This window comes from Idiomarina sp. MD25a, assembly GCF_001870515.1.
In the GTDB taxonomy this organism is placed as follows: domain Bacteria; phylum Pseudomonadota; class Gammaproteobacteria; order Enterobacterales; family Alteromonadaceae; genus Idiomarina.
The window spans coordinates 16,699-40,077 of record NZ_MDGT01000002.1; the positions used below are offsets into that span (position 1 = coordinate 16,699).

General features: G+C 47.8%; 23 protein-coding genes and 1 other RNA gene. 16 read left to right on the forward strand and 8 right to left on the reverse strand.

The genetic code is table 11. The features are described from left to right. Position 1: 1 nt before the first annotated feature. Entirely contained in the window at positions 2-2,473 is a 2,472-nt protein-coding gene (locus BFR57_RS01345) for a PilZ domain-containing protein (RefSeq protein WP_071462288.1), read from the reverse strand. A 63-nt stretch (positions 2,474-2,536) separates the two neighbouring features. On the opposite strand from BFR57_RS01345, the gene radA reads away from it, so the two are divergent. Genes radA through BFR57_RS01365 form a run of 4 tightly spaced genes read left to right on the forward strand, consistent with a single transcriptional unit; the run spans position 2,537 to position 6,365 of the window. Next, the gene (radA, locus tag BFR57_RS01350) at positions 2,537-3,901 is read left to right on the forward strand and encodes a DNA repair protein RadA (protein WP_071462289.1); all 1,365 of its coding nucleotides are present in this window, start codon (positions 2,537-2,539) and stop codon (positions 3,899-3,901) included. Further along, positions 3,891-4,658, forward strand: a complete 768-nt coding sequence (locus BFR57_RS01355; RefSeq protein WP_071462290.1) for an ABC transporter substrate-binding protein — start codon at positions 3,891-3,893, stop codon at positions 4,656-4,658. The genes radA and BFR57_RS01355 overlap by 11 nt, the downstream gene beginning before the upstream one ends. Next, entirely contained in the window at positions 4,655-5,626 is a 972-nt protein-coding gene (locus BFR57_RS01360; RefSeq protein ID WP_071462291.1) for an iron ABC transporter permease, read from the forward strand. Before BFR57_RS01355 ends, BFR57_RS01360 begins: the two co-directional genes overlap by 4 nt. Beyond that, positions 5,619-6,365: an ABC transporter ATP-binding protein gene (locus BFR57_RS01365; RefSeq protein WP_071462292.1), complete on the forward strand. Its 747-nt coding sequence runs from the start codon at positions 5,619-5,621 to the stop codon at positions 6,363-6,365. The genes BFR57_RS01360 and BFR57_RS01365 overlap by 8 nt, the downstream gene beginning before the upstream one ends. On the opposite strand, the gene ettA is transcribed toward BFR57_RS01365, so the two are convergent. After that, positions 6,362-8,026 (reverse strand): energy-dependent translational throttle protein EttA, encoded by a 1,665-nt coding sequence (gene ettA / locus BFR57_RS01370; protein ID WP_006956478.1) that lies wholly within the window; start codon positions 8,024-8,026, stop codon positions 6,362-6,364. The genes BFR57_RS01365 and ettA overlap by 4 nt on opposite strands. Positions 8,027-8,209: 183 nt before the next feature. Between ettA and glyA the strand changes: the two genes are divergently transcribed. From glyA to ribBA, 4 genes are read left to right on the forward strand one after another with little or no spacing between them, the layout of a single operon-like run. Continuing rightward, the gene (gene glyA / locus BFR57_RS01375; RefSeq protein WP_071462293.1) at positions 8,210-9,466 is read left to right on the forward strand and encodes a serine hydroxymethyltransferase; all 1,257 of its coding nucleotides are present in this window, start codon (positions 8,210-8,212) and stop codon (positions 9,464-9,466) included. A gap of 20 nt (positions 9,467-9,486) precedes the next feature. Continuing rightward, positions 9,487-9,936, forward strand: a complete 450-nt coding sequence (gene nrdR, locus BFR57_RS01380) for a transcriptional regulator NrdR (protein ID WP_006956480.1) — start codon at positions 9,487-9,489, stop codon at positions 9,934-9,936. Then, positions 9,929-11,050 carry a bifunctional diaminohydroxyphosphoribosylaminopyrimidine deaminase/5-amino-6-(5-phosphoribosylamino)uracil reductase RibD gene (ribD, locus tag BFR57_RS01385; protein ID WP_071462294.1) on the forward strand — a complete coding sequence of 374 codons (1,122 nt, stop codon included), beginning with the start codon at positions 9,929-9,931 and terminating at the stop codon, positions 11,048-11,050. Before nrdR ends, ribD begins: the two co-directional genes overlap by 8 nt. A gap of 8 nt (positions 11,051-11,058) precedes the next feature. Beyond that, complete coding sequence (gene ribBA, locus BFR57_RS01390; RefSeq protein WP_071462295.1) at positions 11,059-12,177, forward strand: bifunctional 3,4-dihydroxy-2-butanone-4-phosphate synthase/GTP cyclohydrolase II; 1,119 nt, start codon at positions 11,059-11,061, stop codon at positions 12,175-12,177. On the opposite strand, the gene BFR57_RS01395 is transcribed toward ribBA, so the two are convergent. Genes BFR57_RS01395 through BFR57_RS01410 form a run of 4 tightly spaced genes read right to left on the reverse strand, consistent with a single transcriptional unit; the run spans position 12,155 to position 15,506 of the window. Then, positions 12,155-13,045: a ketopantoate reductase family protein gene (locus BFR57_RS01395; RefSeq protein ID WP_071462296.1), complete on the reverse strand. Its 891-nt coding sequence runs from the start codon at positions 13,043-13,045 to the stop codon at positions 12,155-12,157. The two genes, ribBA and BFR57_RS01395, sit on opposite strands and share 23 nt — an antisense overlap. Continuing rightward, entirely contained in the window at positions 13,038-14,360 is a 1,323-nt protein-coding gene (locus BFR57_RS01400) for an MFS transporter (protein ID WP_071462297.1), read from the reverse strand. Before BFR57_RS01400 ends, BFR57_RS01395 begins: the two co-directional genes overlap by 8 nt. Continuing rightward, positions 14,357-14,944: a peptidylprolyl isomerase gene (locus tag BFR57_RS01405; RefSeq protein ID WP_071462298.1), complete on the reverse strand. Its 588-nt coding sequence runs from the start codon at positions 14,942-14,944 to the stop codon at positions 14,357-14,359. The genes BFR57_RS01400 and BFR57_RS01405 overlap by 4 nt, the downstream gene beginning before the upstream one ends. 1 nt (position 14,945) lies before the next feature. Then, positions 14,946-15,506: a YajG family lipoprotein gene (locus tag BFR57_RS01410; protein WP_071462299.1), complete on the reverse strand. Its 561-nt coding sequence runs from the start codon at positions 15,504-15,506 to the stop codon at positions 14,946-14,948. 144 nt (positions 15,507-15,650) lie between these two features. Between BFR57_RS01410 and BFR57_RS01415 the strand changes: the two genes are divergently transcribed. The 3 genes from BFR57_RS01415 to ffs all read left to right on the forward strand — a co-directional run bounded on the left by BFR57_RS01415 (position 15,651) and on the right by ffs (position 17,748). After that, positions 15,651-16,739 carry a ketoacyl-ACP synthase III gene (locus BFR57_RS01415; RefSeq protein WP_071462760.1) on the forward strand — a complete coding sequence of 363 codons (1,089 nt, stop codon included), beginning with the start codon at positions 15,651-15,653 and terminating at the stop codon, positions 16,737-16,739. Between the two features lie 89 nt (positions 16,740-16,828). Further along, positions 16,829-17,578 (forward strand): enoyl-CoA hydratase-related protein, encoded by a 750-nt coding sequence (locus BFR57_RS01420; protein ID WP_071462300.1) that lies wholly within the window; start codon positions 16,829-16,831, stop codon positions 17,576-17,578. A 73-nt stretch (positions 17,579-17,651) separates the two neighbouring features. Beyond that, an RNA gene (ffs, locus tag BFR57_RS01425) (signal recognition particle sRNA small type) lies at positions 17,652-17,748 on the forward strand. 22 nt (positions 17,749-17,770) lie between these two features. On the opposite strand, the gene BFR57_RS01430 is transcribed toward ffs, so the two are convergent. Beyond that, positions 17,771-18,676, reverse strand: coding sequence for a histone deacetylase (locus BFR57_RS01430; RefSeq protein WP_071462301.1), 906 nt, complete (start codon positions 18,674-18,676; stop codon positions 17,771-17,773). A 2-nt stretch (positions 18,677-18,678) separates the two neighbouring features. Next, positions 18,679-19,191, reverse strand: a complete 513-nt coding sequence (gene priC / locus BFR57_RS01435; RefSeq protein WP_071462302.1) for a primosomal replication protein PriC — start codon at positions 19,189-19,191, stop codon at positions 18,679-18,681. Between the two features lie 472 nt (positions 19,192-19,663). Here priC and BFR57_RS01440 point away from each other — a divergent pair, with 472 nt between their 5' ends. Genes BFR57_RS01440 through BFR57_RS01460 form a run of 5 tightly spaced genes read left to right on the forward strand, consistent with a single transcriptional unit; the run spans position 19,664 to position 23,378 of the window. Next, a complete protein-coding gene (locus tag BFR57_RS01440) occupies positions 19,664-20,452 on the forward strand; it encodes a DUF3450 domain-containing protein (protein ID WP_071462303.1) in 789 nt (262 codons plus the stop codon). Beyond that, positions 20,449-21,819 (forward strand): MotA/TolQ/ExbB proton channel family protein, encoded by a 1,371-nt coding sequence (locus BFR57_RS01445; protein WP_071462304.1) that lies wholly within the window; start codon positions 20,449-20,451, stop codon positions 21,817-21,819. The genes BFR57_RS01440 and BFR57_RS01445 overlap by 4 nt, the downstream gene beginning before the upstream one ends. Before the next feature lie 4 nt (positions 21,820-21,823). Then, positions 21,824-22,348, forward strand: coding sequence for a MotA/TolQ/ExbB proton channel family protein (locus BFR57_RS01450; protein WP_071462305.1), 525 nt, complete (start codon positions 21,824-21,826; stop codon positions 22,346-22,348). Positions 22,349-22,360: 12 nt separating this feature from the next. Then, positions 22,361-22,762, forward strand: coding sequence for a biopolymer transporter ExbD (locus BFR57_RS01455; RefSeq protein ID WP_006956494.1), 402 nt, complete (start codon positions 22,361-22,363; stop codon positions 22,760-22,762). A 1-nt stretch (position 22,763) separates the two neighbouring features. Beyond that, positions 22,764-23,378 carry an energy transducer TonB gene (locus tag BFR57_RS01460; protein ID WP_071462306.1) on the forward strand — a complete coding sequence of 205 codons (615 nt, stop codon included), beginning with the start codon at positions 22,764-22,766 and terminating at the stop codon, positions 23,376-23,378. Position 23,379 lies beyond the last annotated feature (1 nt).

A 23,379-nucleotide genomic window follows, 5' to 3' on the forward strand; every position in this document is an offset into this window, starting at 1 on the left:
CTTATGCCGGTAGCCACTCTTGTAGGCGTTTAACGGCTGTCTCCCGCAACGACTCAGATAGTTGTAAGCTCTGCATTATCAACGATGTTACGCTGTAACTATCAGCGACGCCGAAGACACTATCTAACTGCTGTTCAACTCGATCAACTTTGTACTGGGCATAAGCGGCTAAGTATTGCATTTCTGCCTCAACGAATTGCCTATCGGGCCGCCCCGTACGACTAAGCTCGACATTGACAGCGATGATGGTGTCATTTAGTAATGCTTGGGTAACGCAATGCTCAACATCGTCTAATGACAACTTTTCCAAATCAAAGTGGGTCATTTCAATCGTGCGTCGGTGTGCTTCATCCCAACCGAGTTGAAAAATGAGTAGATTTTTGTGCGGTGACTCACTGCGATCGACGCGCGTTAACCACGACATCCATTGTTCGAATATGTCGCTATGGTTAAGTAACTCGGTTAACTGTCCTTTCGGCAGTACTTTAGATGACAATTGTAGTAGTCGGCTCCAATCTGTTACGTGGGGCGGAATCCCTACGCGTCCGAGATAGTGCTGCTGGCGCTTCGATTGATAGAAAAATAATGGCACAGCGCTCGCTGCATCACAGTACAAATTACGAAGCCCTAGTTCGAACCCCTTCAAAGAGGTATTTTCATATATTCTAGGTAACTGAGCCCGTTTTTCCTGAATAAAACGAGTTAGGAAGTGAGCCGTAGCTTGTGAAGAACCGTCTTCGTCTAATTTAAGGTTAAAGGTTGTATGCGAGTCATCCGCATTAACGATCTGATATTGAATGTCAGTGAGCGGCTCGTTTTTGTAATGCTGCTTTAACTGAGTAAAGCTGACACGCATTTCTGACCGATTTTCACCCGGAATCGGCTCGTCCACTTGCACACGTAAACCTTGATTAGAAATGTCGAGTACCATGCCATCGCGGATAATAGAGCCACTTCTTACGCGACAGCGACTGCGCAAATGGTATCGTTGTTCGTTTCGTAAATCGACGAATTCCAACTTAATTGCCTGCGACCGTTGGGGCAGAGAGGGAGGGTGAACAAATGCGCGTAGCTTACTTAATTCATCTTTATCGTAATCTTGCCCACATAGCGGTCGAACCATATCAGTGACGTTATCGAGTGTTGCTACATAATCAACAGCAGCTAACGCTTGTTGAATGTCGGCGGAAAAAGGCTGCTCGCGCGCGGGTAAATTGATGTGCTGGGGAACTGCCTGTGGGCGCCAGGCACTTTCAGGTTTTACCGATGAGAGGCTAATCCGAAACGCCTGAAAGGAAGATTTTTGAGCTGCGAAAGCGGTAAACGTATCCCATAAGTCGTTCTTTTCTAACTCCTCCACCAAGGCGGAATAGAAGTAAACCTTTCCCTTTGCCGTAATATTAAACGTCAGGATCGTCAGTTCGCAGGACTCGTTTCGTTGTAATTTATTTATCATAAACTGGCTACGGCGTTTGTTCAGAAGTGCACCAATAGCCAGTTCATTGGTTTCTGTGTACCAGTGCGCGAGCGCATCTTCGTTATTTTCAGTAGTAAGCACATACTTACAAATTAGCTCGCGCGTATGGGCTTTAAGGAACAATGTCAGGCGACTCATACGAGGTAGATAAAACTGTTCGTGCGCTTTATTAACTAAAGCGATTTCAGTGTTATCGGTGTTGACCTTATAGCGCCGTTTGTAACCACTGATAAAGCGCGAAATGAAGGCATCAAACTCTGTATTTTTATCATCCTCTGCGCGCTTGAGTGAAATGTAAGTGCGCTTATTGGCGCTTAGCACTTCGGTGATAATGTAGTGAATCGGCACACTGGGGTCGAGCGTGAACTCTTTTGCAAAGCCGGTAAAGTAAACTTTTACGCGCTGTCCATTAGATATAGGCATCTGCGTGCGATCCACGCGAACTCTGAGCCCCCCTTGCGAAATGTTATTGGTCACGGCTCGACAGGGTTGCTCACCAAAAGGTTCGACTTGGACTTCAACGGTGTAATTCATCCGCTCTTCGTCGCGGTAGGGGTAAAAGCCGAGTTTAAATTGTTCAAACTCTGTCTCTGTATCGCTGCTCGCCGAGGATGAGGCTGTTCCTATTTGCTCAGCTTTTTGTTGCTCATACATCACACGGTAGTTATTTTCCGCCTGCATGATACGTTCGTAAGTATCTTGGGTAAAAACACCGTTGTACTCCTTAAGTCCACGCTCAAAGATATCGCGCGCAACATCGTCCAGGTAGTGAACCCGCCCACGGTGCTCAAACCTCACGCATTCTCCGTCGACACGTTTTCTTAAATCGAGTGTGCGAGCACAAGGGCTTGTTAAACGCCGCACCTCTGAACGCACTTTAAACTTGCTCGGACCGTCAAGAGTGGCAGTTAGCGAGCTAAAGTGTTTTTCAAAATCGTCATCAAGAGCAACAAGTTTGAGTTGGTCGATCAGCGGTGTTAATTGTAAGTTCGGCATTCTTCTCGATTATATTTATAATGATGAGCTTAACTGACAGCATCATAGAACGAGAGCAGTGACATGGCAAAGACAAAAACAGCGTATGTATGCACGGATTGCGGTGCCGACTTTCCACGATGGGTAGGGCAATGCAGCGAATGTAAGGCGTGGAATACGGTATCTGAGGTGCGTTTAGGAGCGAGTAAAGCAAGTACTCCGGCCGCGCGCAGCGGATTCGCGGGGATTACGCAAGCCAAGGTCACCACATTAAACGAAGTTTCTCTCGAGGAGGTGCCACGTTTTAGCTCAACCTTTAAAGAATTCGATCGAGTACTTGGCGGTGGTGTGGTACCCGGCTCTGCTATATTAATCGGGGGCTCCCCAGGCGCTGGTAAGAGTACCCTATTATTGCAAACGCTGTGTCGCCTTGCTGGGAGTATGAAAGCGCTATATGTGACAGGCGAAGAGTCGTTGCAGCAAGTTGCGATGCGCGCAAAGCGGCTCGGTTTGCCCATGGATAAGTTGCGTATGCTCGCCGAAACCTCGGTCGAAACCATTTGTCAGCTCGCCGATCAGGAAAAACCGCAGTTGATGGTTATCGATTCGATACAGGTGATGCATTTAGATGACATTGCTTCAGCACCCGGGAGTGTATCGCAGGTGCGAGAGTCCGCCGCTTTTCTCACGCGCTATGCGAAACAAAAAGGCGTTGCCATCATTATGGTCGGGCATGTCACCAAGGATGGTTCGCTAGCGGGGCCTAAGGTTTTAGAGCACTGTATTGACTGCTCGGTAATTTTAGACGGGTCGTCGGATAGTCGTTACCGTACGTTACGAGGAACTAAAAACCGCTTCGGCGCGGTGAATGAGCTAGGGGTCTTTGCCATGACAGGCAGTGGGTTAAAAGAAGTTTCTAATCCGTCAGCCATTTTCCTACAGCGGGGCGAGGAGCAGGGTAATGGCTCGGTGGTGACGGTCATTTGGGAAGGGACTCGACCTCTGTTAGTAGAGATTCAAGCACTCGTAGATTACTCCGCACTAGCAAACCCGCGCCGCGTTGCAGTTGGTTTGGAAGCCACCCGGCTGGCCTTGCTGTTGGCCGTATTACATCGTCACGGCGGACTGCATGTCTCTGACCAAGATGTGTTTGTTAACGTGGTGGGTGGGGTAAAAGTGTCTGAGACGTCGGCCGACTTGGCGCTTATGCTCGCCATCGTATCGAGCTTTAAAGGTGAGCCTTTAGCTCGCGAGTTAATTATCCTGGGTGAAGTTGGTTTAGCTGGTGAAATACGACCAGTGCCGAATGGCCAGGAACGCCTCAATGAAGCAGCCAAACATGGCTTCAAGCGCGCGATTGTACCGCATGGTAATGCACCTAAGCAGGCAATCGCGGGAATGCAAGTCACACCCGTTAAGAACCTGCAGGAAGCGCTCGATGCGATTTAAAGGGCTTGCCGTATGCCTTTTTGTCATATTCTCGGTCTCGGCCGAGGCTTCTTCTCGTTGGGTCAGTTTAAATCAATGTCTCGATTATTTGCTAACTGACTGGGCACCCGAGCAGGTGGTTGGGATTACGGGGCTGGATGAGGCATTAATTACTCCGAAACATCGTGCCCACTTTGGACGTTTAGAGAGCATCTTACGTTTACAGCCTGATCGCGTGTTTGCAACAGAGTACAATAATCCAAAATTGATTCGGCTGTTACGTCAGTATACTGAAGTCGAGGTATTACCGCAGCCCAGCAGTTTGGCGCGATATCATGAATGGGTCGATCAACTGAGTCAATATGCTCAGTTAGCGCCTCATGCGCGCGCTCACAAACAGCAGTTAGAGCAAGCAATGAGGCGCGCGCATCAGACTCCACAGGATGTCATTATACTGATGCCTAACCAATTTAGTTGGGGAACGGCGAGCTGGGCTGACGAATTAATTACTGCGATGCACTGGAATAATTTAGCCGCTCCTTTTGGCAACAATCTCGTCTCTTTGACGCTTGAGAATGTGATAAGGCTGGAACCTGATCGCTATTTGCTGGAAGGTTTTAGCAATGCCAATTATGCATTGGCAAATGAATGGCTTTATCATCCGCTATTACAACAAGAGCTAAAGACAACACCGACTCAGCAAATTCCGTCACGGCTTTCGTCATGCCCAGTAGTATTTGCTGAAAATTATTTAAAAGCCATTCAAGGAGTGTTATGAACCTGAGTCAGCGGCAGTGTTATCTCATCCTTCTCGGTATCGCTATTTTACTTAGTGGTTTACAACTTACTGTAGGAGGCAGCTCACTCAATTGGTGGGCGCCGAACGCTCTTGAGAGCGATATCATCTGGGATATCCGAGTTCCGAGGACCGTACTAACTTGGTCGGTTGCTATCGCACTCGGGCTGGCTGGCGCAGTAATGCAGCTATTACTTCGAAATCCACTGGCTGAACCAGGCATCACTGGTGTATCGGGGTGTGCTGCTTTAGTGACTATTGCAAGTCTTTACTTTGGTTGGTTGCCGGCCTTTTCCTTTGGGTTACCTGCACTGGCGTTAGTTGGTGGTTTGTTCGGGGTCTCATTACTGATGTTGCTTGCCGGGCAGCGAGCTTCGCCTACGCGATTGATTCTAGCGGGGGTTGCGATAGCCACAATGAGTAGTGCCGCAATGGGATTGTTGCTATACCTCGCTCCAAATCCGTTTGCATTTCAAGAGTGGGCTTTTTGGCATATGGGAAGCTTGGCAAATAAAAGTTGGCACTCAGTGATGCTGGCGCTACCGGGAGTTGCGTTAGCGCTTCCGTTGGTATGGCTAGGTCGACGCTTCTTATACGCTCTAACTTTATCCGAAGAAACGGTTGCGACAATGGGGTTCAATGTGGCGCGGTATCGCAATTTGATGTTGTTAGCTGTGGCATTACTAACGACCGCCTCTGTCGTGGCGGCTGGCGTTATTGGATTTGTTGGACTGTTAGCGCCTCATGCCGTTCGATTGATAGGCTTTAACCATCCGAAATATGTGTTGTGGCTGTCTCCCATTACCGCAATTCTTTTACTGCTCAGTTTTGACACCATAGCACAGTTAATGAGCACCGCGCGCGAGTTACCCGTGGGGGTGATTGCGGCTTTAGTCGGTGCGCCATTGCTCATTGTACTGTTGGTTCGAGAGCGCACCCGTGATGCTTGAGCTTAACGACTTATATTTAGCAGGGATTTCTCGCCCACGCATACGCCATATAAACTTAGCGCTAGCCAGCAATCAGTTAGTCGGAGTGATAGGCGCGAATGGCGCGGGTAAAAGTTCACTGCTACGCGGAATCGCTGCTGTTGAGCCACACCTTACAGGTCAGATTAAATTCAAACATCAGGACTGGTTGGGCTTGTCGCATCGTCAGCGACAACAATATTTGGGATATCTGCCGCAGACTGAAACGCCTGAGTGGGATGTTCGTATCGATGAGCTGGTAAATCTAGCAGCTCAATACGCTCGGCCGCGGCTCAATGAGCACTTAAAAACCTATGAATTGCTCGAACTCAAGGAACGTCGAGTTTCACAAGTGTCGGGAGGTGAACGACAGCGAGCGTTATTGGCTCGGGCAACATTATCAGAGCCACAATTGCTTATTTGTGACGAACCTGTCAGTGGTCTCGATGTGGCGCATCAATTAACCATTATGCAGCAGTTACGTAATCACGCACGAACCCACGGTCTTGTGTTGGCAGCTATTCACGATCTGGCGTTGGCCGCACGATTTTGTGACAGGTTACTGTTAATGCATAACGGGGAACTAGTGCAAAGCGGGGAGCCGTTTGAGGTGTTGACTGAAAAAAACTTGGCTCACTGTTTTGGTGTACAAGCCGAGTGGTTTTGTAGAGATAACGGCGTTGGCTGGATACCAACGCCGTTGCAAGCAATAAAAGATTAACCGATCGGTTTATATTTAATGCGGTGTGGCTCCATTGCCTGTTCGCCAAACTTCTCTTTCATATAAGCTTCGTAATCGCTGTAGTTACCTTCGTAGAAGACCACTTCAGCTTCATCACGATAATCAAGAATATGGGTGGCGATACGGTCTAAGAACCAACGGTCGTGCGAGATAACCAAAGCTGAACCTGGGAACTCGAGGATGGCTTCTTCAAGTGCCCGTAAGGTTTCAACGTCGAGGTCGTTGGTCGGTTCGTCTAACAATAAGACGTTGCCCCCAGCCTTAAGTAGTTTCGCAAGGTGTACCCGGTTGCGTTCACCGCCCGACAGCTCACCGATACGTTTTTGTTGGTCGGTGCCTTTGAAGTTAAAGCGGCCGACGTATGCACGCCCTTGAACTTCAAAGTTACCAATACGCAGGATATCGTTACCATCGGTAATTTCTTGGAATACGGTTTTGCTATCATCCATACTGTCGCGGAACTGATCAACGCTCGCCAATTCAACGGTGTCACCGAGTTCAATTGAACCACTGTCGGGCTGTTCTTGGCCACTGATCATACGGAATAAGGTGGATTTACCCGCGCCGTTCGGACCAATGATACCGACGATAGCACCTTTAGGGACACTAAAGCTCAAGTTATCAATAAGCTGGCGCCCTTCGTAGGCTTTGCTAATCCCGTTAACCTCAATGACCTTATCACCCAAGCGCGGACCTGGTGGAATAAATAGTTCATTGGTTTCATTACGTTTTTGATAGTCGCTACTTTGTAATTCTTCAAAGCGAGCCATACGCGCTTTGCTTTTCGCCTGACGACCTTTCGGATTAGTACGTACCCACTCAAGTTCTTGTTTGATGGTGCGTTGACGAGCTTTCTCTTGACGTTCTTCTTGTGCAAGACGCTTCTCTTTTTGCTCCAACCAAGAAGAGTAGTTGCCTTCCCATGGAATACCATAACCACGGTCAAGCTCAAGGATCCAGCCTGCTACGTTGTCTAAGAAATAACGGTCGTGGGTAATAGCAACGACGGTGCCTGTGTAATCATGTAAGAAGCGCTCTAGCCATGCGACTGACTCTGCATCCAAGTGGTTGGTAGGCTCATCGAGCAGCAACATGTCGGGCTTGGAAAGTAACAGACGACAAATAGCAACACGGCGACGTTCACCGCCTGATAGGTTACCGATTTTAGCGTCCCACTGTGGCAAACGCAGTGCATCAGCGGCGCGGTCAAGGATATTTTCGATGTTGTGACCATCTTTCGCCTGAATCAGCGCCTCGAGTTGAGCTTGTTCTTTTGCCAACGCATCAAAATCAGCATTCTCATCGGCGTAGGCCGCATAGACTTCATCTAAGCGAGTAAAAGCCTCTTTAACGTCAGCGACGGCTTCTTCCACAGTTTCTTTAACGGTCTTTTCTTCATCGAGCTGTGGCTCCTGCGGGAGGTAGCCAATGTTAATTCCTGCTAAGGGACGCGCTTCTCCCTCATATTCAGTATCAACACCTGCCATAATGCGAAGCAAGGTCGATTTACCGGCACCGTTAAGACCTAAAACACCGATCTTAGCGCCTGGGAAAAACGACAATGAGATATCTTTTAAGATAGTTTTTTTGGGTGGAACAACTTTGCTCACCCGCGACATTGAATAGATATATTGCGCCATAGCGACGAACATTCCTACTGTTGGATTGAAAATAGGACCTAGTTTACTGGTAAATGCAGTAAATGCCCAAATTTGTTGCCGAATTTTTTCTTAACGGCGTGTGACGGTTTGCTAGGCAGTTTGGGGTATTTTGCGGTAAACTGCACGTCATAATTTGGCTAATGAAATTGATGGATGTCCGAGATGCAGAAAAAAGATCAGACAATTGCCGCGTTTGACGCGGAGTTATGGCAAGCAATGAGTCAGGAAGTTGAGCGTCAAGAACAACACATTGAGCTGATTGCTTCAGAAAACTATACCAGCCCACGTGTGCTAGAGGCACAAGGCTCACAGTTAACCAATAAATACGCCGAGGGTTACCCTCATAAGCGTTACTATGGTGGTTGTGAATATGTGGATGTGGTCGAGGACCTCGCGATTGCTCGCGCTAAAGAATTGTTTGGTGCTAAATATGCCAACGTACAACCGCATTCAGGTTCACAAGCCAATACCGCTGCATTCATGGCACTTATGGAAGCCGGCGATACCTTCCTGGGAATGAGCTTGGCACACGGTGGTCATTTGACGCACGGTGCGGGAGTTAACTTTTCGGGCAAGCTCTATAATGCCGTACAATATGGTATCTCAGAAGAAACCGGTGAAATCGACTACAACCAAGTTGAAGAGTTAGCTAAAGAGCATCAGCCGAAGGTTATCGTTGCTGGTTTCTCGGCATACTCGGGTATTGTTGACTGGCAGCGTTTTAGACAAATTGCTGACGAAGTGGGCGCTTATTTGTTAGTTGATATGGCGCACGTAGCCGGTTTGGTTGCTGCAGGCGTTTACCCAAGTCCAATTCCATACGCCGACGTAGTGACAACGACAACTCACAAAACCCTTGCAGGTCCGCGTAGTGGTCTGATTTTGTCTGGCAAAGATGATGAGAAACTGCATAAGAAATTAAACAGTGCGGTATTCCCAGGTAATCAAGGTGGTCCATTGATGCACGTTATCGCAGCGAAAGCGGTGGCGTTTAAAGAAGCCCTTGAGCCTGAATTTAAAGCGTATCAAGAACAAGTGCTAAAGAATGCTAATGCGATGGTTAAGGCTCTGCAAGCACGTGGCTATAAAATCGTATCGAATGGCACGCAGAACCATTTGTTCCTCGTTGATTTAATCGACAAAGACATCACGGGTAAAGATGCCGATGCCGCATTGGGTCGAGCATACATCACGGTCAACAAAAATGCGGTACCGAACGACCCGCGTTCGCCGTTCGTTACTTCTGGCCTTCGTCTAGGTACGCCTGCAATTACGCGCCGCGGCTTTAAGGAAGCAGAAGCTGAGCAAGTAGCTAACTGGATTTGCGATGTATTAGATGACATTAATAACGAAAAGACGATTGATCGCGTTCGTAACGATGTCAAAACGTTATGTGCCGAGTTTCCAGTTTATAAATAACGTTTGAAAAGGAGCGCGCTATGCACTGTCCATTCTGCGGAACACAAGATACCAAGGTCATCGATTCGCGGTTAGTAGGGGACGGTGCATCGGTGCGCAGGCGCCGAGAATGTAGCCATTGTCGCGAGCGCTTTACAACATTTGAGACTGCTGAACTGGTAATGCCCCGTGTAATTAAAACAGACGGTGGGCGTGAACCTTTTAATGAAGATAAGCTTCGCAGTGGGCTGTTACGTGCGCTTGAAAAACGCCCGGTCAGTCTCGAAAAAATGGAACAAGCGGTCAATAAAATCAAATCCAGTATCCGTGCAACCGGCGAGCGAGAGATTACCTCTAACTTTATTGGCAACCTGGTGATGGATAACCTCAAGCAAATCGATAAAGTCGCCTACGTTCGCTTTGCTTCGGTCTATCGCTCTTTTGAGGATATCAAAGAGTTCGGCGAGGAGATCGCTCGGCTCAATGATTAGTTTGGCACAAGATAAACGCGACCATCTTTACATGCATCGCGCCTTAGAATTAGCACGAAAAGGGCGTTTTACAACTGGACCTAATCCTGCTGTCGGTTGTGTCATCGTTAAGGACGACCGTATCATTGGCGAAGGATGGCATCAGAAGGCGGGCGAACCCCACGCTGAAGTCTTTGCGTTGCGGCAGGCGAGCGCGCAAGCCAAACATGCAACCGCCTATGTTACGCTTGAGCCATGCAGTCACCAAGGTCGCACACCGCCCTGTGTTGATGCATTGATTAATGCTGAAGTGGCTCGTGTCGTTATCGCGATGCAAGATCCCAATCCCGTTGTATCAGGTCGTGGCATTCATAAATTACACGATGCTGATATCGAAGTTCGTGTTGGTTTATTTGAAACTGCAGCGCGAGCGCTTAATCCTGGTTTTATTCATCGTATGCAGACTCAATTACCTTATGTGCGCGTCAAGCTGGCGAGCTCACTTGATGGGCGTACAGCGTTGAGTAATGGAGTGAGTCAATGGATTACCGGTGCTGCGGCGCGTGCTGACGTTCAGGTATGGCGTGCACAAGCCGATGCAATATTAACTGGCGCGGATACTGTACTGGTGGATAATCCGAGACTGAATGTACGCCCTGAACAGTGGCCTGACGGGGTCGAAAAACCACTATTTTTTAAGCAGCCTGTGCGTGTGATTATTGACGGGAAAAACCGCATTCATGATGATTTGCGACTATTTGAGGTTGAAACGCCTGTATTTGTCGTTCGCACCATGGAGGGGCCTGCCTCTCGACATCGCCATTGCCATGAGATTATTGCTAAAGCAGATAGTCAGGGGCGCGTAGACTTACATGATGCATTAAAGGAACTTGCATTGCGTGAGATCAACTTGGTATGGACCGAGTGTGGAGGTCAGTTAGCGGGCGCTCTTTTCAACGCTCAGTTAGTGAATGAACTGGTCTATTATCAAGCTAACAAAGTATTAGGCAGTGATGCACGCAGTATGATTGCGTTGCCTGAACTGACTCAACTCGATGATGCGCTCTCATTTAACGTGCTTGAGCGCCGAATGGTCGGCGAGGATATTCGCGTGATCGCCCAGCCAATGAAGTAGGAACTATTATGTCATTGCATTCGACAGAAGAGATTATTGAAGATATCAAGCAAGGTAAGATGGTCATTCTGATGGATGACGAGGACCGCGAGAATGAGGGTGACCTGATTCTTGCAGCAGACTGCGTGACCCCTGAAGCGATAAATTTCATGGCGCGTTATGGTCGGGGACTGATCTGCCTGACACTTAGCGAAGAGCGCTGTAAGCAACTTAACCTACCGCTGATGGTTGATCGTAACAATGCGCCATACTCGACAGCATTTACGGTTTCCATCGAGGCAGCAGAAGGTGTGACAACGGGGATTTCCGCGGCCGACCGCGCGCAAACCGTGAAGGCTGCGGTCGCACGTAATGCTCAGCCGGAAGACTTGGTGATGCCGGGCCATATATTTCCGTTGAAAGCAAAGCAGGGCGGCGTACTTAATCGTGCTGGGCATACTGAGGCAGGCTGTGACCTCGCGCGCCTTGCAGGCTATGAACCTGCTGCCGTAATTGTCGAAGTGCTCAACGAAGATGGTACGATGGCGCGCCGCGCAGACCTCGAGAAGTTTGCCGAAGCACACGACATTAAAGTGGGTACTATTGCTGATTTGATCGAGTATCGCTCAGTGCGCGAGAAAACCATTCGCCGTGTAGCCCAGTGTCAGTTGCCGACCAGTTTTGGCAAATTTAATATGATCACTTATCAAGACTCAATCGATCAACAAGTTCATCATGCGTTGGTGCATGGTGAGATTGATGCCGAGAAGGTAACTAATGTGCGCGTGCATTTGCAAGACAGTTTGCATGATACGTTATCAACTGAGCGCGCAGCGAAACGCAGCTGGCCGATTGCCAAGGCGATGCAATATATTGCAGAAAACGATGGTGTTTTAGTACTTATTGGTCGCCAGCAAACGCCAGAGGATATCATCGCGCAAGTGAAAGAATTTGAGGCACAGGATCAAGGCCAACACAAACCGACTGCGTCGGCGTCAAATGCTTCACGAAATGTGGGGGTTGGTTCGCAAATCCTTGCTGATTTAGGCATTCACCAAATGCATCTGCTCAGTTCACCGAAGCGTTATTCGGCATTGTCGGGATTCGGGCTTGAAGTTGTTGACTTCATCGAAGATAAAGCTGATTGAATTGATGATATAGAGCCGCATGAGTAGGTAGATTAACGCCTAACTCTGCGGCCTTTTTTAACGCGTAGCCGGTCAGTGCATCAACTTCTGTTTTTCGGTTAGCTTTTATATCCGACAGCATTGAAGACTGGTTTTCGGCGGTCGCCTCGCATACCTGCTCGACTAATATGAGCAAATCCGCAGTACTTAAGTTATAGCCAAGCGCTTGACTTAGACTGACCAATTCAGAGACCAGCATACGTTGCTGCTCATGGTATTGCTCTTTGAGCAATTCACCATTGAGGCACTGATTCACCGCTGTTAATGGATTAATTACACAATTAAGGCAAAATTTTTGCCATTGTCGTGCTTTGATGTCTGAATCAAAGTGAAGGTTTGGAAAGGCACTATGCAACTGTTCGGTCAGTTGTTGATGATGTTGAATGCGCGCATCGATCCAGTCTGAACCCAATCCTTTGTGTTCGGTCACCCGGTTACTACGCGTCACGCCCTGTGTGGTAATCCATGTATAACAGGGGCGTGATGTGGTTAAGTCAACAAGACCGTTGTGCGCGCAGATAACAGGGCGGTCGTTAGGCAGACCTAATTTATCTAGGCGTCGAAATACATCTTCAAGATCATAGGCCTTAACGGCTATAAAAACCGCTTTTATTGAGCTGAAGTCGCTATCGTTGATGATAGGAATTCGGCAAAGCTCAGTGCGTGCTGACTGATAATCCCTAAAATGATAATCAAAAAAATCTGAGCCTGGACGAGGTGTGCGAGGCAATGTAACGAGCGGCAACTTGGCACGTTGCCATTGATGGGCAATAAGCTGACCTATCGCACCCGCGCCGACGAGTAGTAACTGTTTAGGATGTTCACTCATTTGCACCCCAACGCGCCTGATAACTTCGTTTTAGATAGCCGAGTAATAACAAGCTTGGCAGGATAGCTAAACTGGTAAGCACAAAGAACAGGCTCCAATTGCCATCGAGCTTATCAACCAGTACACCGCTGTAAGCGGATAAAGTGGTTCGACCAAAGGTGCTCAGTGATGCGAGTAAAGCGTACTGAGTCGCGGTAAACGTTCGGTCACATAAAAAGCTGATAAACCCGACGAAAGCCACAGTCGACCAGGCGCTAGTAAAACCATCGACTAGCACAGCAGCAAGAAACAGGTTTTCACTCGGCCCGACGTTAGCAATCCAAGCAAACATAAGATTTGAGCCCGCCATAGCGATGCCGGCAATCAATAACCCTTTGAACTGACCAATGCGGAGTGTAACGAGTCCACCCAGCAGCGAGAATATAATGGTTATCCACCAAGTGACTAATTTCGAGTAAGTACCAATTTGTTCATTCGAGAAGCCTATTTCTTTATAAAATACAATCGACATTCGACCTAAAAAGGCTTCGCCTATTTTAAAAAGAAACACAAACAGCAAAATTTGTATTGCCAGTTTCGCACCGTTGCGTGAGAAGAAAGAACTAATGGGCTCAATTACGACAGTGCTGATCCGTTTTAATAAGGACAAGGTCGCTATCGTATTTGCTTTGACCTGTGTGTAACGCGCTGGCTTTAACACTAGAGTCACCAGAGCCAACGACAGCATAAGCGCTGCGAGCACGATGTAGGCGTCCTGCCAATGCCAATGGGTGCCATCGACTAGCAGAAACGGTACCGCGCCGAGGCCGGCGTAACCGCTCCACCAACCTGATGTGGCCATGGCTGCTCCGGCACTTTGCATGCGTCCTTCCAACTCAGAAAATGTCTCGATACGGTAGGCATCAATGGCAATATCTTGAGTCGCGGAGCTAATGGCAATGAGTAGGGCGGCGATACCGACTAGATGTAAGTTATCAGCGATGGTTAATGTCGATACGAACAGACAGAGCGCGGCTATGAGGAGCTGGCAAAGTAAGATCCAACTACGACGCTGTCCCAGCCAGCGGTTTAACAGCGGAAGTTTAACGCTGTCGACAACAGGAGACCAAAGAAAATTGATTGAGTAGACTGCGAACACGGCACCGAAATAACCGATAACTGATCGGCTCAATCCTTCTTCTTGTAACCAAGCCGACAACGCTGAGCCAATCATCACCCAAGGAAAGCCGCTTGAAAGCGCTAAGAAAAATAGCGCTATTACGCGGGGCTGACGGTAAACTTTAAGATCGGTTCTTAGCGTATGCTGCTCTGTCATTGCGGCACAATTTCAATACGTTTAAGCACGGGCGGATTAGCGGGAACATCTCGCCAACCGGTTTTTTCGTCAAATGGCATGGATTCAAGTGCCGCTAACTTTTCGAGTACGTCCAAACCTTCAGTAACGCGTCCAAATACGGCGTAGCCCCAGTCACCGTCGTCGGGGTTGAGGGAGGTATTGTCGTTTAAATTAAAATAGAACTGACGAGTCGCTGTGTGAGGCTTACGTTCCCTAGCCATGGCGATGGTGCCGTAGGTGTTTAATAGGCCATTGCCCGATTCGTTTACGATCGTTTCATAGCTCGGTTTGTCAGAAAACTCAGCATCGTAGCCGCCGCCTTGGATTACAAAGCCAGGTACTAAACGATGGAAGATAGTGTTGTTATATTGCGCTTTAGCAACGTAGCGGAGAAAGTTAGCGACAGTAATAGGCGCCGCTTCGCGGTTAAGCTCAACGGTCAGGTTCCCTTCAGAAGTGACAAAAGTAACCGTTGGAAAAGGGTTGTCGGGCTGCACTTGAGCTTGCGAAAAAGGGCTGAAGAAGACAATAAACGATGTTAATAGTGTGATAATAGTTTTCATCTTAACCTCGCGTTTCCGTCAAACGTAACTGGGGATCGTTAGCAATATCGTTGAGCACCTGTTGTAAAAGACGTTTAAACTCACGTTCGATAGTTGCTTCATCGGGGTTAGAAACTCCCTCCGACTTACTGGTTCCCGTGAATGTCCGTGCATAAGAACGATTCATTCTTTGCGCTTCGACGCGAATGTTTAATTGATAGTCGAGTTGATATTTTAACGTTGTCTCGGTGTGCTCGACCACTGCTTTATTGATAGACACATACCAATTGAGGTCACCCTGACCGCTGACAACTCCGGACTGTTGAAACGCTTGCTTGACGATCTCTGTAAGCGGCTGTGATGGTGCTGAAAATTGATTAGCTTTTTGGGTGTCACTGTCGATGTGGCGATAGAGATAGCTGTGAGGTCGTTTATCTTGCACACTAAGGCGCGAGATACTTCCCGACAGTTGTGACGTGACAGTCGGTGGCTCGACAATCAGATCAGAATCAATCGTCGAGCAGCTGTTTATTGATAAGAGCGCGACGGCGGAGAGTGCTGTGAGCTTTATTAGGTGACGCATGGCTTCCTCGTTTTAGTCATTCACGTAACACAGTTTCATGCTATCATACGGTAAAATTGTGCCTTGCAAAAATGCTTTACTGATATCTAGCAAAGCGATACGGTGACAAGGCAACGCGTTGTTAATGAAGTTAAAGGTTTTGTCGTGAAAAAATACGCAGAAATTACAGGATGGGGAAAGTGCTTACCGCCAGCAGTCATGACCAATGATGACCTGGCAACGTTTTTAGATACCTCGGATGAGTGGATTGTCACGCGAACTGGAATTTCAGAGCGACGCGTCAGTCACGTTGGGACATCTAAGCTCGCTACGGTGGCTGCACAGAATGCGCTCGCGGCCGCTGGATTGAACCCAGACGATATCGACCTGATTATTGTCGGCACCTGCACTGCCGACGAGATCATTCCTAATGTCGCTTCAGCGGTGCAACAGAACATTGGTGCACCGAATGCAGCAGCGTTTGACCTTAATGCCGCGTGTAGCAGCTTTCTTTATGCCATGCACGTTGCAACTCAAGCCATTCAAACGGGCGCTCATAAAAAAGTATTGTTGATTGGTGCCGAGCGTCTGACACGCATTCTCGATTGGACCAAACGTGAGAGCGCCGTGCTTTTTGGCGATGGCGCGGGCGCGATGGTGTTAGAAGCAAGCGATGAGGAAGTAGGTCTTCTTGCTAGTCATATTAGCTGTGATGCCGATGCGCGTGACGTGCTGAGTCTTGATTTTGGTTTGAGCTTCGACCGCTTTGGCTTTGATGGCATTATGCAGTTCGATTTTGTTGGACAAGAAATTTTTAAGCGTGCGGTCAAAGGCATGAACGCAGCGGTTGAGAAAGTATTTCAGCAAACCGGCTTAAGTACCGAAGATGTCGATGCGCTTATTCCGCATCAAGCGAATAAACGTTTAATCGATTATCTCGCGAAGTTATGTAAGGTGCCTTCTGAGAAAACCGTGATAAATATTCAGAATTACGGTAATACATCTTCTGCGACCTTACCGATCGCTTTTTGTGAAGCGGTAGAAAACGGCACTGTTAAGCCAGGTGATACCATTGTCTCGGCAGTGTTTGGCGGCGGACTAACCTGCGGCGCCGGCTTGATCCGTTGGGGTCAGCGCGTTACACCGGTTAACCCTCCGATCTATGAATTGGAACCCACCGACTTAACCGCTTTAGATATGATTGTGCCGATGCACGAGAAGACGGCCGCGGCTTGGGCAAAGCGAGATAAATAATTCGTCTTTAAAGTACAAATAGCACTGATATTGTGCTGAAAAACTGATAATCTCGTGAGAGTGGTACAACCAGTTTCACGAGATTTTTTATGACAGAACAACAGCACATTATTATTGATAAGAACGCCAGTGTAGTCACTATCCGACTTAATCGGCCTGCTAAGAAGAATGCTTTTACGCAACAAATGTATTCGGAAGCAACTGCCGCGCTAAAAGCCGCTGACGAGGACGAAACGGTTAAAGTGGTCGTTTTCGAAGGGAGCGGTGATAGTTTTTCTGCGGGTAATGATCTCAACGACTTCCTATCCATCGAGTCACTGGATGAAACGGCTCCTCCTTTTAAGTTTCTTCATTTACTCAATAAAGTGAAAGTGACGTTGGTCGCGAAGGTCAATGGATTAGCTATCGGCATTGGTACAACCTTGTTGTTGCATTGCGATCTTGTCTATGCGGCTGATAATGCAGTATTCGCTTTACCCTTTGTGCAGTTAGGGTTACTTCCAGAGGCGGGCTCAAGTTTATTGTTACCGCGCATCATGGGACACCAACGTGCATCCGAATTATTGCTACTAGGTGATTCGTTCTCTGCGAACAAGGCACAGCAGTATGGATTGGTAAATGACGTGGTGGAGGCGGACAAACTTAATACCCGTGTTGATGAGGTAGTCGAACATCTGGTTAAACAGTCCCGCGGTGCTTTAAGAACCTCGAAAACATTGATCAAAACAGAGTCGGATACTGTATCTGAACGTATTAGTCTAGAGGCTGGATACTTTGCTAAAGCGCTCAGCTCTGATACTGCTAAGCAAGCAATAGCAGCCAAACTGAAGAAAAACTAGGCAGTCAGCGCACTGGGGCTTGTTTACCTTAGCTGAGTGCGCGATAATGCGCTTTCACGAGTTATGGTGACCCTGCGGGTCCCCTCGCGACACTAACTGGCAAACCCGGTCAGGCCCGGAAGGGAGCAGCCGTAGTCGGGGATGTGGGCGCCGAGGTGTGGCTGGTAGGGTCGCCACCCGTCTATTTCTATTCTAATCACTCCATACTTGATGACTTGCACGCAGCAGTTGAGCGTGAGCAAGAATTAAGCGTGATAGGTTGCGTTGATAACCACCCCCGATTACCGCAGCTAAATTAATGTTATTTTGCTTCGCGTAGTCCAGCACAAAATAGTCACGCGAAAAAATGCCCTCGATAGATACATCAAGATGTCCGAGATCGTCGCGACGATATATATCCACCCCTGCGTCATATAAAATTAAGTCGGGTTTAAAGTCTTTGGCTACCTTGTGCAATGTATGTTTCACGGCATCGAGGTACGCGCCATCGGTGGTCCCCTTGGGTAAGGCGACATCGAGGTCAGAGTCCACTTTAGTAAAAGGGAAGTTTCGTTCACCATGAATAGAGCACGTGAAAATACGCTCGTGGTTTCTTAAAAGCGTCGCTGTACCGTCACCCTGGTGAACGTCGGTGTCGAATATCAGAATCTTTAAATTGGGTTGTGCTTGTGTGGCCAAAATCGCACTAATCGCGAGGTCATTGATCAAACAGAAGCCGCTGCCCCAATCATGGTGTGCGTGGTGATAGCCACCCGAGAAATGAATGGCAATGCGTTTATCCAGTGCTGTCTTGACCGTCTCGAACGTACCTCCAGCTGATGTCAGGGTGCGGGTCAGTAGTTGCGTTGACCAGGGAAAGCCCACCTTGCGCCATTCCTTTTTATCAAACGCGTTGCTTTTTAACTTGCGGACATAATCAGCACTGTGAACCGTCTTCACCTGAGACCATGTGAGTGGATTAGGACGCACAAACTGTTCCGAACTTGCACCGTGGCTCAATGCCCACTGATGAAGCATTTTGTATTTATGAATGGGATAGCGATGACGCTCAGGTAAATCGAGGTCGCTATAAATGGGATCATAAATAAAAGGAACCATTGTTAGCCCTCGTCCATGATTTGAATTTGCTTTTCAACTTGGCTAATGGCTGTCTGACAGCGGCTGAGCCGTTTTTGGTAAGCTTGCGCTTGAGATAAATCCCCTGCATTTTGGAAGACTTCTACCTTGTTCTTTAAACGCACCTCATACTCTCGATACTTCGCGAGGGTTCTATGTAATTGACCATGTTGCGCTTCTAGATGAGCGCGTTGGTCGAATTGAGCATCCGGCGGATGGCTGTTTTGTAGTAGAGCGCTGAGTGACAGTACCTGTTCACTCACTTTTTGCGCTAAATAATACTTTCTCTCGTTATCGGTAATTGTTAGTAACTTATTAACCAGCTGTTCAGTCTCATCAATATAGGCTTCGGCAAAGTGCGAGCGGGTAGCGAAAAGGTTGTCTGCAAACCATTGCTCTGCAAAGCTTTTAGTCTGCTTTTGCTGATCGAATTCACGTGCACGCTGACGTAACAGTGTTAGTGCACGTTGAAATTGTTGCAAATATGTAGTGTTCATGGTTTGCCGTAAAGTTGCGGTTTTTCAGTATTCTACCTAAATTAAGTAGAGGTTGCTTTTTAACAATCGACAGACCTCACACTTTAAGTTGTTTAAATAACGTTGAAATTTGTAACGGAGTGTTGTTCGTCGATCAAAAAGTGATACTATGCGAGATAGGGTTCAGCTACGTAAAACTCCGTAAATCTGGAGAACCGTACTGGACACTTGATTGACAGGAAGTTACCGCTCGTAGCGGCTGGAAATGATTTCCGTTGGTAACATGGATTAACGTCGCACGGCTATCATAACGCAGTTAACGCTGTTTCAGCAGGTTGACAGCGTATGGTCATCGTGGGAGTATTCCTGTGAATGTACGTGCTTTTTGTGGGTGCGTACGCGGATAGAATTTAATCTTTTCGTCACTCAATAAAACTGGTGTTTCACGTTGTAAAACGTTGGAGCGGAAGTTAATTCAAATTGGTTGGGAACTATGACCAAAGTAATCAAGAGAACCAAACTCGCCGCAGCCCTGATGGGCGCAATGGCGGTTGCTGGCACCAGCGTTGCTGCTGCACAGCAAGTTGATGTAGCTAAGCTACAGAAAGAAGAGCAGCAAATCTTGAATGCGCAAGAGCAATCACAGAAGAAAATCAATTCTCTGTATGAGCAAAGCCAAGATTTGTTGATTGAGTATCGCTCTGTTGTTGCTGAATACGAGAACCTCAAGGTCTACAACGACCACGTGGCTCGTTTGGTTGCTGACCAGCAGTCGAACATCGATTCACTTCAGCGTCAGATCGACACCATTGAAGAAACCAAGCAAGGCGTGGTTCCTTTGATGTACGAAATGATCGACGCGCTGGAAGAGTTCGTTCAGCTCGATATTCCAATTCACAAAGAAAAGCGTTTAGAACGTGTTGAGCGTCTTCGCGATATCATGGGTAACGCGAACGTTTCTACGTCTGAGCAGTTCCGTCAAATCATCGAAGCTTATCAAGCAGAGATGGACTACGGACAAATGCTTAACGCTTATCAGGGTAACCTGAACGTCGACGGTGAAGAAGTTGCCGTAGACTTTTTCCACATGGGTCGCGTTGTCTTCGCAGCACAGTCTTTGGACTTGAAAAATGCGTGGTTATACAACAAAGACACTAATGAGTGGACTAAGTTGGAAGACGAGTTCGTGAATCCTCTGACCACAGCGATTCGTATGTCACGTAAGCAAACTGCTTACGATCTGGTGAAACTTCCAGTATTCGCAGCGGAGAGTGCAGAATGAAAAAATTAGTCAGTTCTTTAATGATTGCAGCAGCAGTCACCCTTTCTGCAGGTACGACTCTCGCTGCTCAAGCACAAGACAACCAGCCAGAAGCAAAGAGCTTAGACGAATTGCTTCAATTGGTTGAGAAAAATCGTATTTCTTCTCGTCAAATCAGCGAAGAGCGTGAGCAAGAGTTCATGTCTGCGCGAGCTGACAAGCAAGCTTTGTTGAACAAGGCTAAGCAACAGCTTAAAGACGAGCAAGCACGCGGTAAGCGTTTACAAAACCAATTCTCAGAAAACGAAATTACTTTGGCAAACAAAGAGCAAGAGCTTGAGAATGCTAAAGGTACGTTGGGTGAGATGTTTGGTGTTGTACGTGGTGCTGCTACCGAAACAATCGGTCGTATCGCGACTTCAATCGTAAGTGCGCAATACCCAGGCCGTGAAGATGTTCTTCAGAGCCTGTCAGAAGCTAAAGAGCTTCCTACTTTGTCTGAATTAGAAGACCTTTGGACTGCATTGTTAACCGAAATGGTTCAATCAGGTAAAGTTGTTCAATTTGACGCGGAAGTATTCAGCTTAGCAGGTGGTTCTGAGCAGCGTACTGTTACTCGTATCGGTGTATTTAACCTAATTTCGGATGACCAGTACCTGACTTACAACGACTCGACTGAACAGATTCAGCCGCTAGGTCGTCAACCAGACGGTTATGTAACAAGCCAAGCTGATACCTTCACTAGCACTGAAAGTGGCTATGCAGGCGTTTACTTGGATCCATCGAAAGGTCAAATCTTGGGTCTATTGACTCAGAAAGCAACCTTGATGGAGCGTTATCACCAAGGTGGAACAGTAGGTTATGTCATTACTGTCGTACTCATCATTGGTTTAATCATCTCATTGTTCAAACTTGTAACCTTGACGGTTATCGGTGGCAAAATGCGTTCTCAGCTTAAGAACGTAGATAACCCTTCAGACAAAAACCCATTGGGTCGCGTATTGAAGGTTTACCATGAGAACAAAGATGCTGACGCTGAAAACCTTGAGTTGAAACTTGACGAAGCAATCATGCGTGAGACGCCGAAGATCGAAAGCGGCATCAACGTAGTGAAAATCTTCGCAGCAATTGCACCATTACTTGGTCTCTTGGGTACCGTTGTGGGTATGATTGGTACGTTCCAATCAATCACATTGTTCGGTACAGGTGACCCGAAAATCATGGCAGGCGACATCTCAATGGCGTTGGTAACAACGGCTATGGGTCTAATCGCGGCAATTCCATTGATTTTGGCTCACAGTATTGTGGCTGCACGTAGTAAATCAATTGTTCACTTGTTGGATGAGCAGGCTGCAGGCATTGTAGCGGCTCACTCGGAGAAGGAGTAAGTTCATGCTTTACCTGATGGAACTATGGGAATCTATCAGGGATTTTATTGCGACCGGTGGCGACGTATTGTACGTCGTCATGGGGGTACTCTTTCTAATGTGGGTACTGATGATTGAGCGTTATTGGTACTTAACGAGTTCTTTCCCTAAACTGCGTAAAGAAATCATCGCACGTTGGGATGCTCGTAAAGATACCACCTCATGGTACGCACATAGAATCCGCGAAGCATGGATTTCCGAAGCGAACGATAAATTGAATACACGTATTCTGTTGATTAAGACTTGCGTTGCACTTTGTCCTCTAGTGGGACTACTCGGTACAGTAACCGGTATGATTACCGTATTCGAGATCATGGCAGTGCAAGGTACCGGTAACCCTCGTCTTATGGCGTCGGGTATCTCGATGGCAACAATCCCGACAATGGCGGGTATGGTTGCAGCGTTATCCGGTATGTTCTTTGCGACCCGACTCGAGAGTCGTGTTCGTCGCGCTAAGCAGAACTTGGTCGACAGTCTGCCACATCACTAAGAGAGTATTACTATGGCAAGAAATCGTATTCGTGAAGAGGAAGATGCAGCGATTGACATGACGCCGATGCTGGACATCGTATTCATCATGTTGATCTTCTTCATCGTAACAACCTCTTTCGTTAAAGAGGCTGGTATTCAGGTTAATAAACCTGAAGCAAACCAGGCCAACAAGGAGCCTTCAGCTAACATCTTCATCGCGATTCGCGATACGGGTGAAGTCTGGATGGATAAGCGTCAAGTTGACGTAGAACGCGTGGCAGCAAACCTTGAGCGTATGCTTGCTGAGCAACCTACTGACTTAGTGGTTATTCAGGCAGACAAGAAAGCTGAGCATGGTCGTGTTGTAGAAGTCATGGACCAGGTTAAGGAAGCGGGTATCGATAAGATATCCATAGCAGCGGAGACTAACTAATATGGTGCGCTTTTTAGTATCTTTAATACTAGGTGCGGCCGTTACGTTTGCTCTGTTTGCTTTTATGGCTTACTTAATCGGTGGGGGGGCTAAGAGTAACGAAGCTCCGCCTCCCACTCCGGTCATTGACATCGTAACGTCGCCGCCAGAGTCCGACGTTCAAGAGCGCCGGAGAACACCTCCGCCGCCGCCACCGCCGCCTCAGGCTCCACCTGAGACGCCGCAATCTGAACCTGATACGTCAGATGCGGGCGGTGTGAACATGAACATGGGCTTCGACGTCGATGTAGGTGGTGCTGACACTGGTTTGTCAGGCCCCGGTAACTTGTTGAATCAAGATGGTGACGCTACGCCAATCGTTCGAATTGAGCCTCGCTATCCGCCTTCAGCCGCTCGTAACGGCACCGAGGGTTGGGTACAGTTGAGATTCACTATCGACGAGCAAGGTGGTGTGACCGACGTTGAAGTAATTGACTCAGAACCTCGTCGAGTGTTCGACCGTGAAGCACGCCGCGCATTATTGCGTTGGAAGTATAAGCCGAAGGTCGTAGACGGTAAGCCTGTTCGTCAAGAAGGTATGACTGTTCAGCTCGACTTCAACATGGATGGGCAATAAG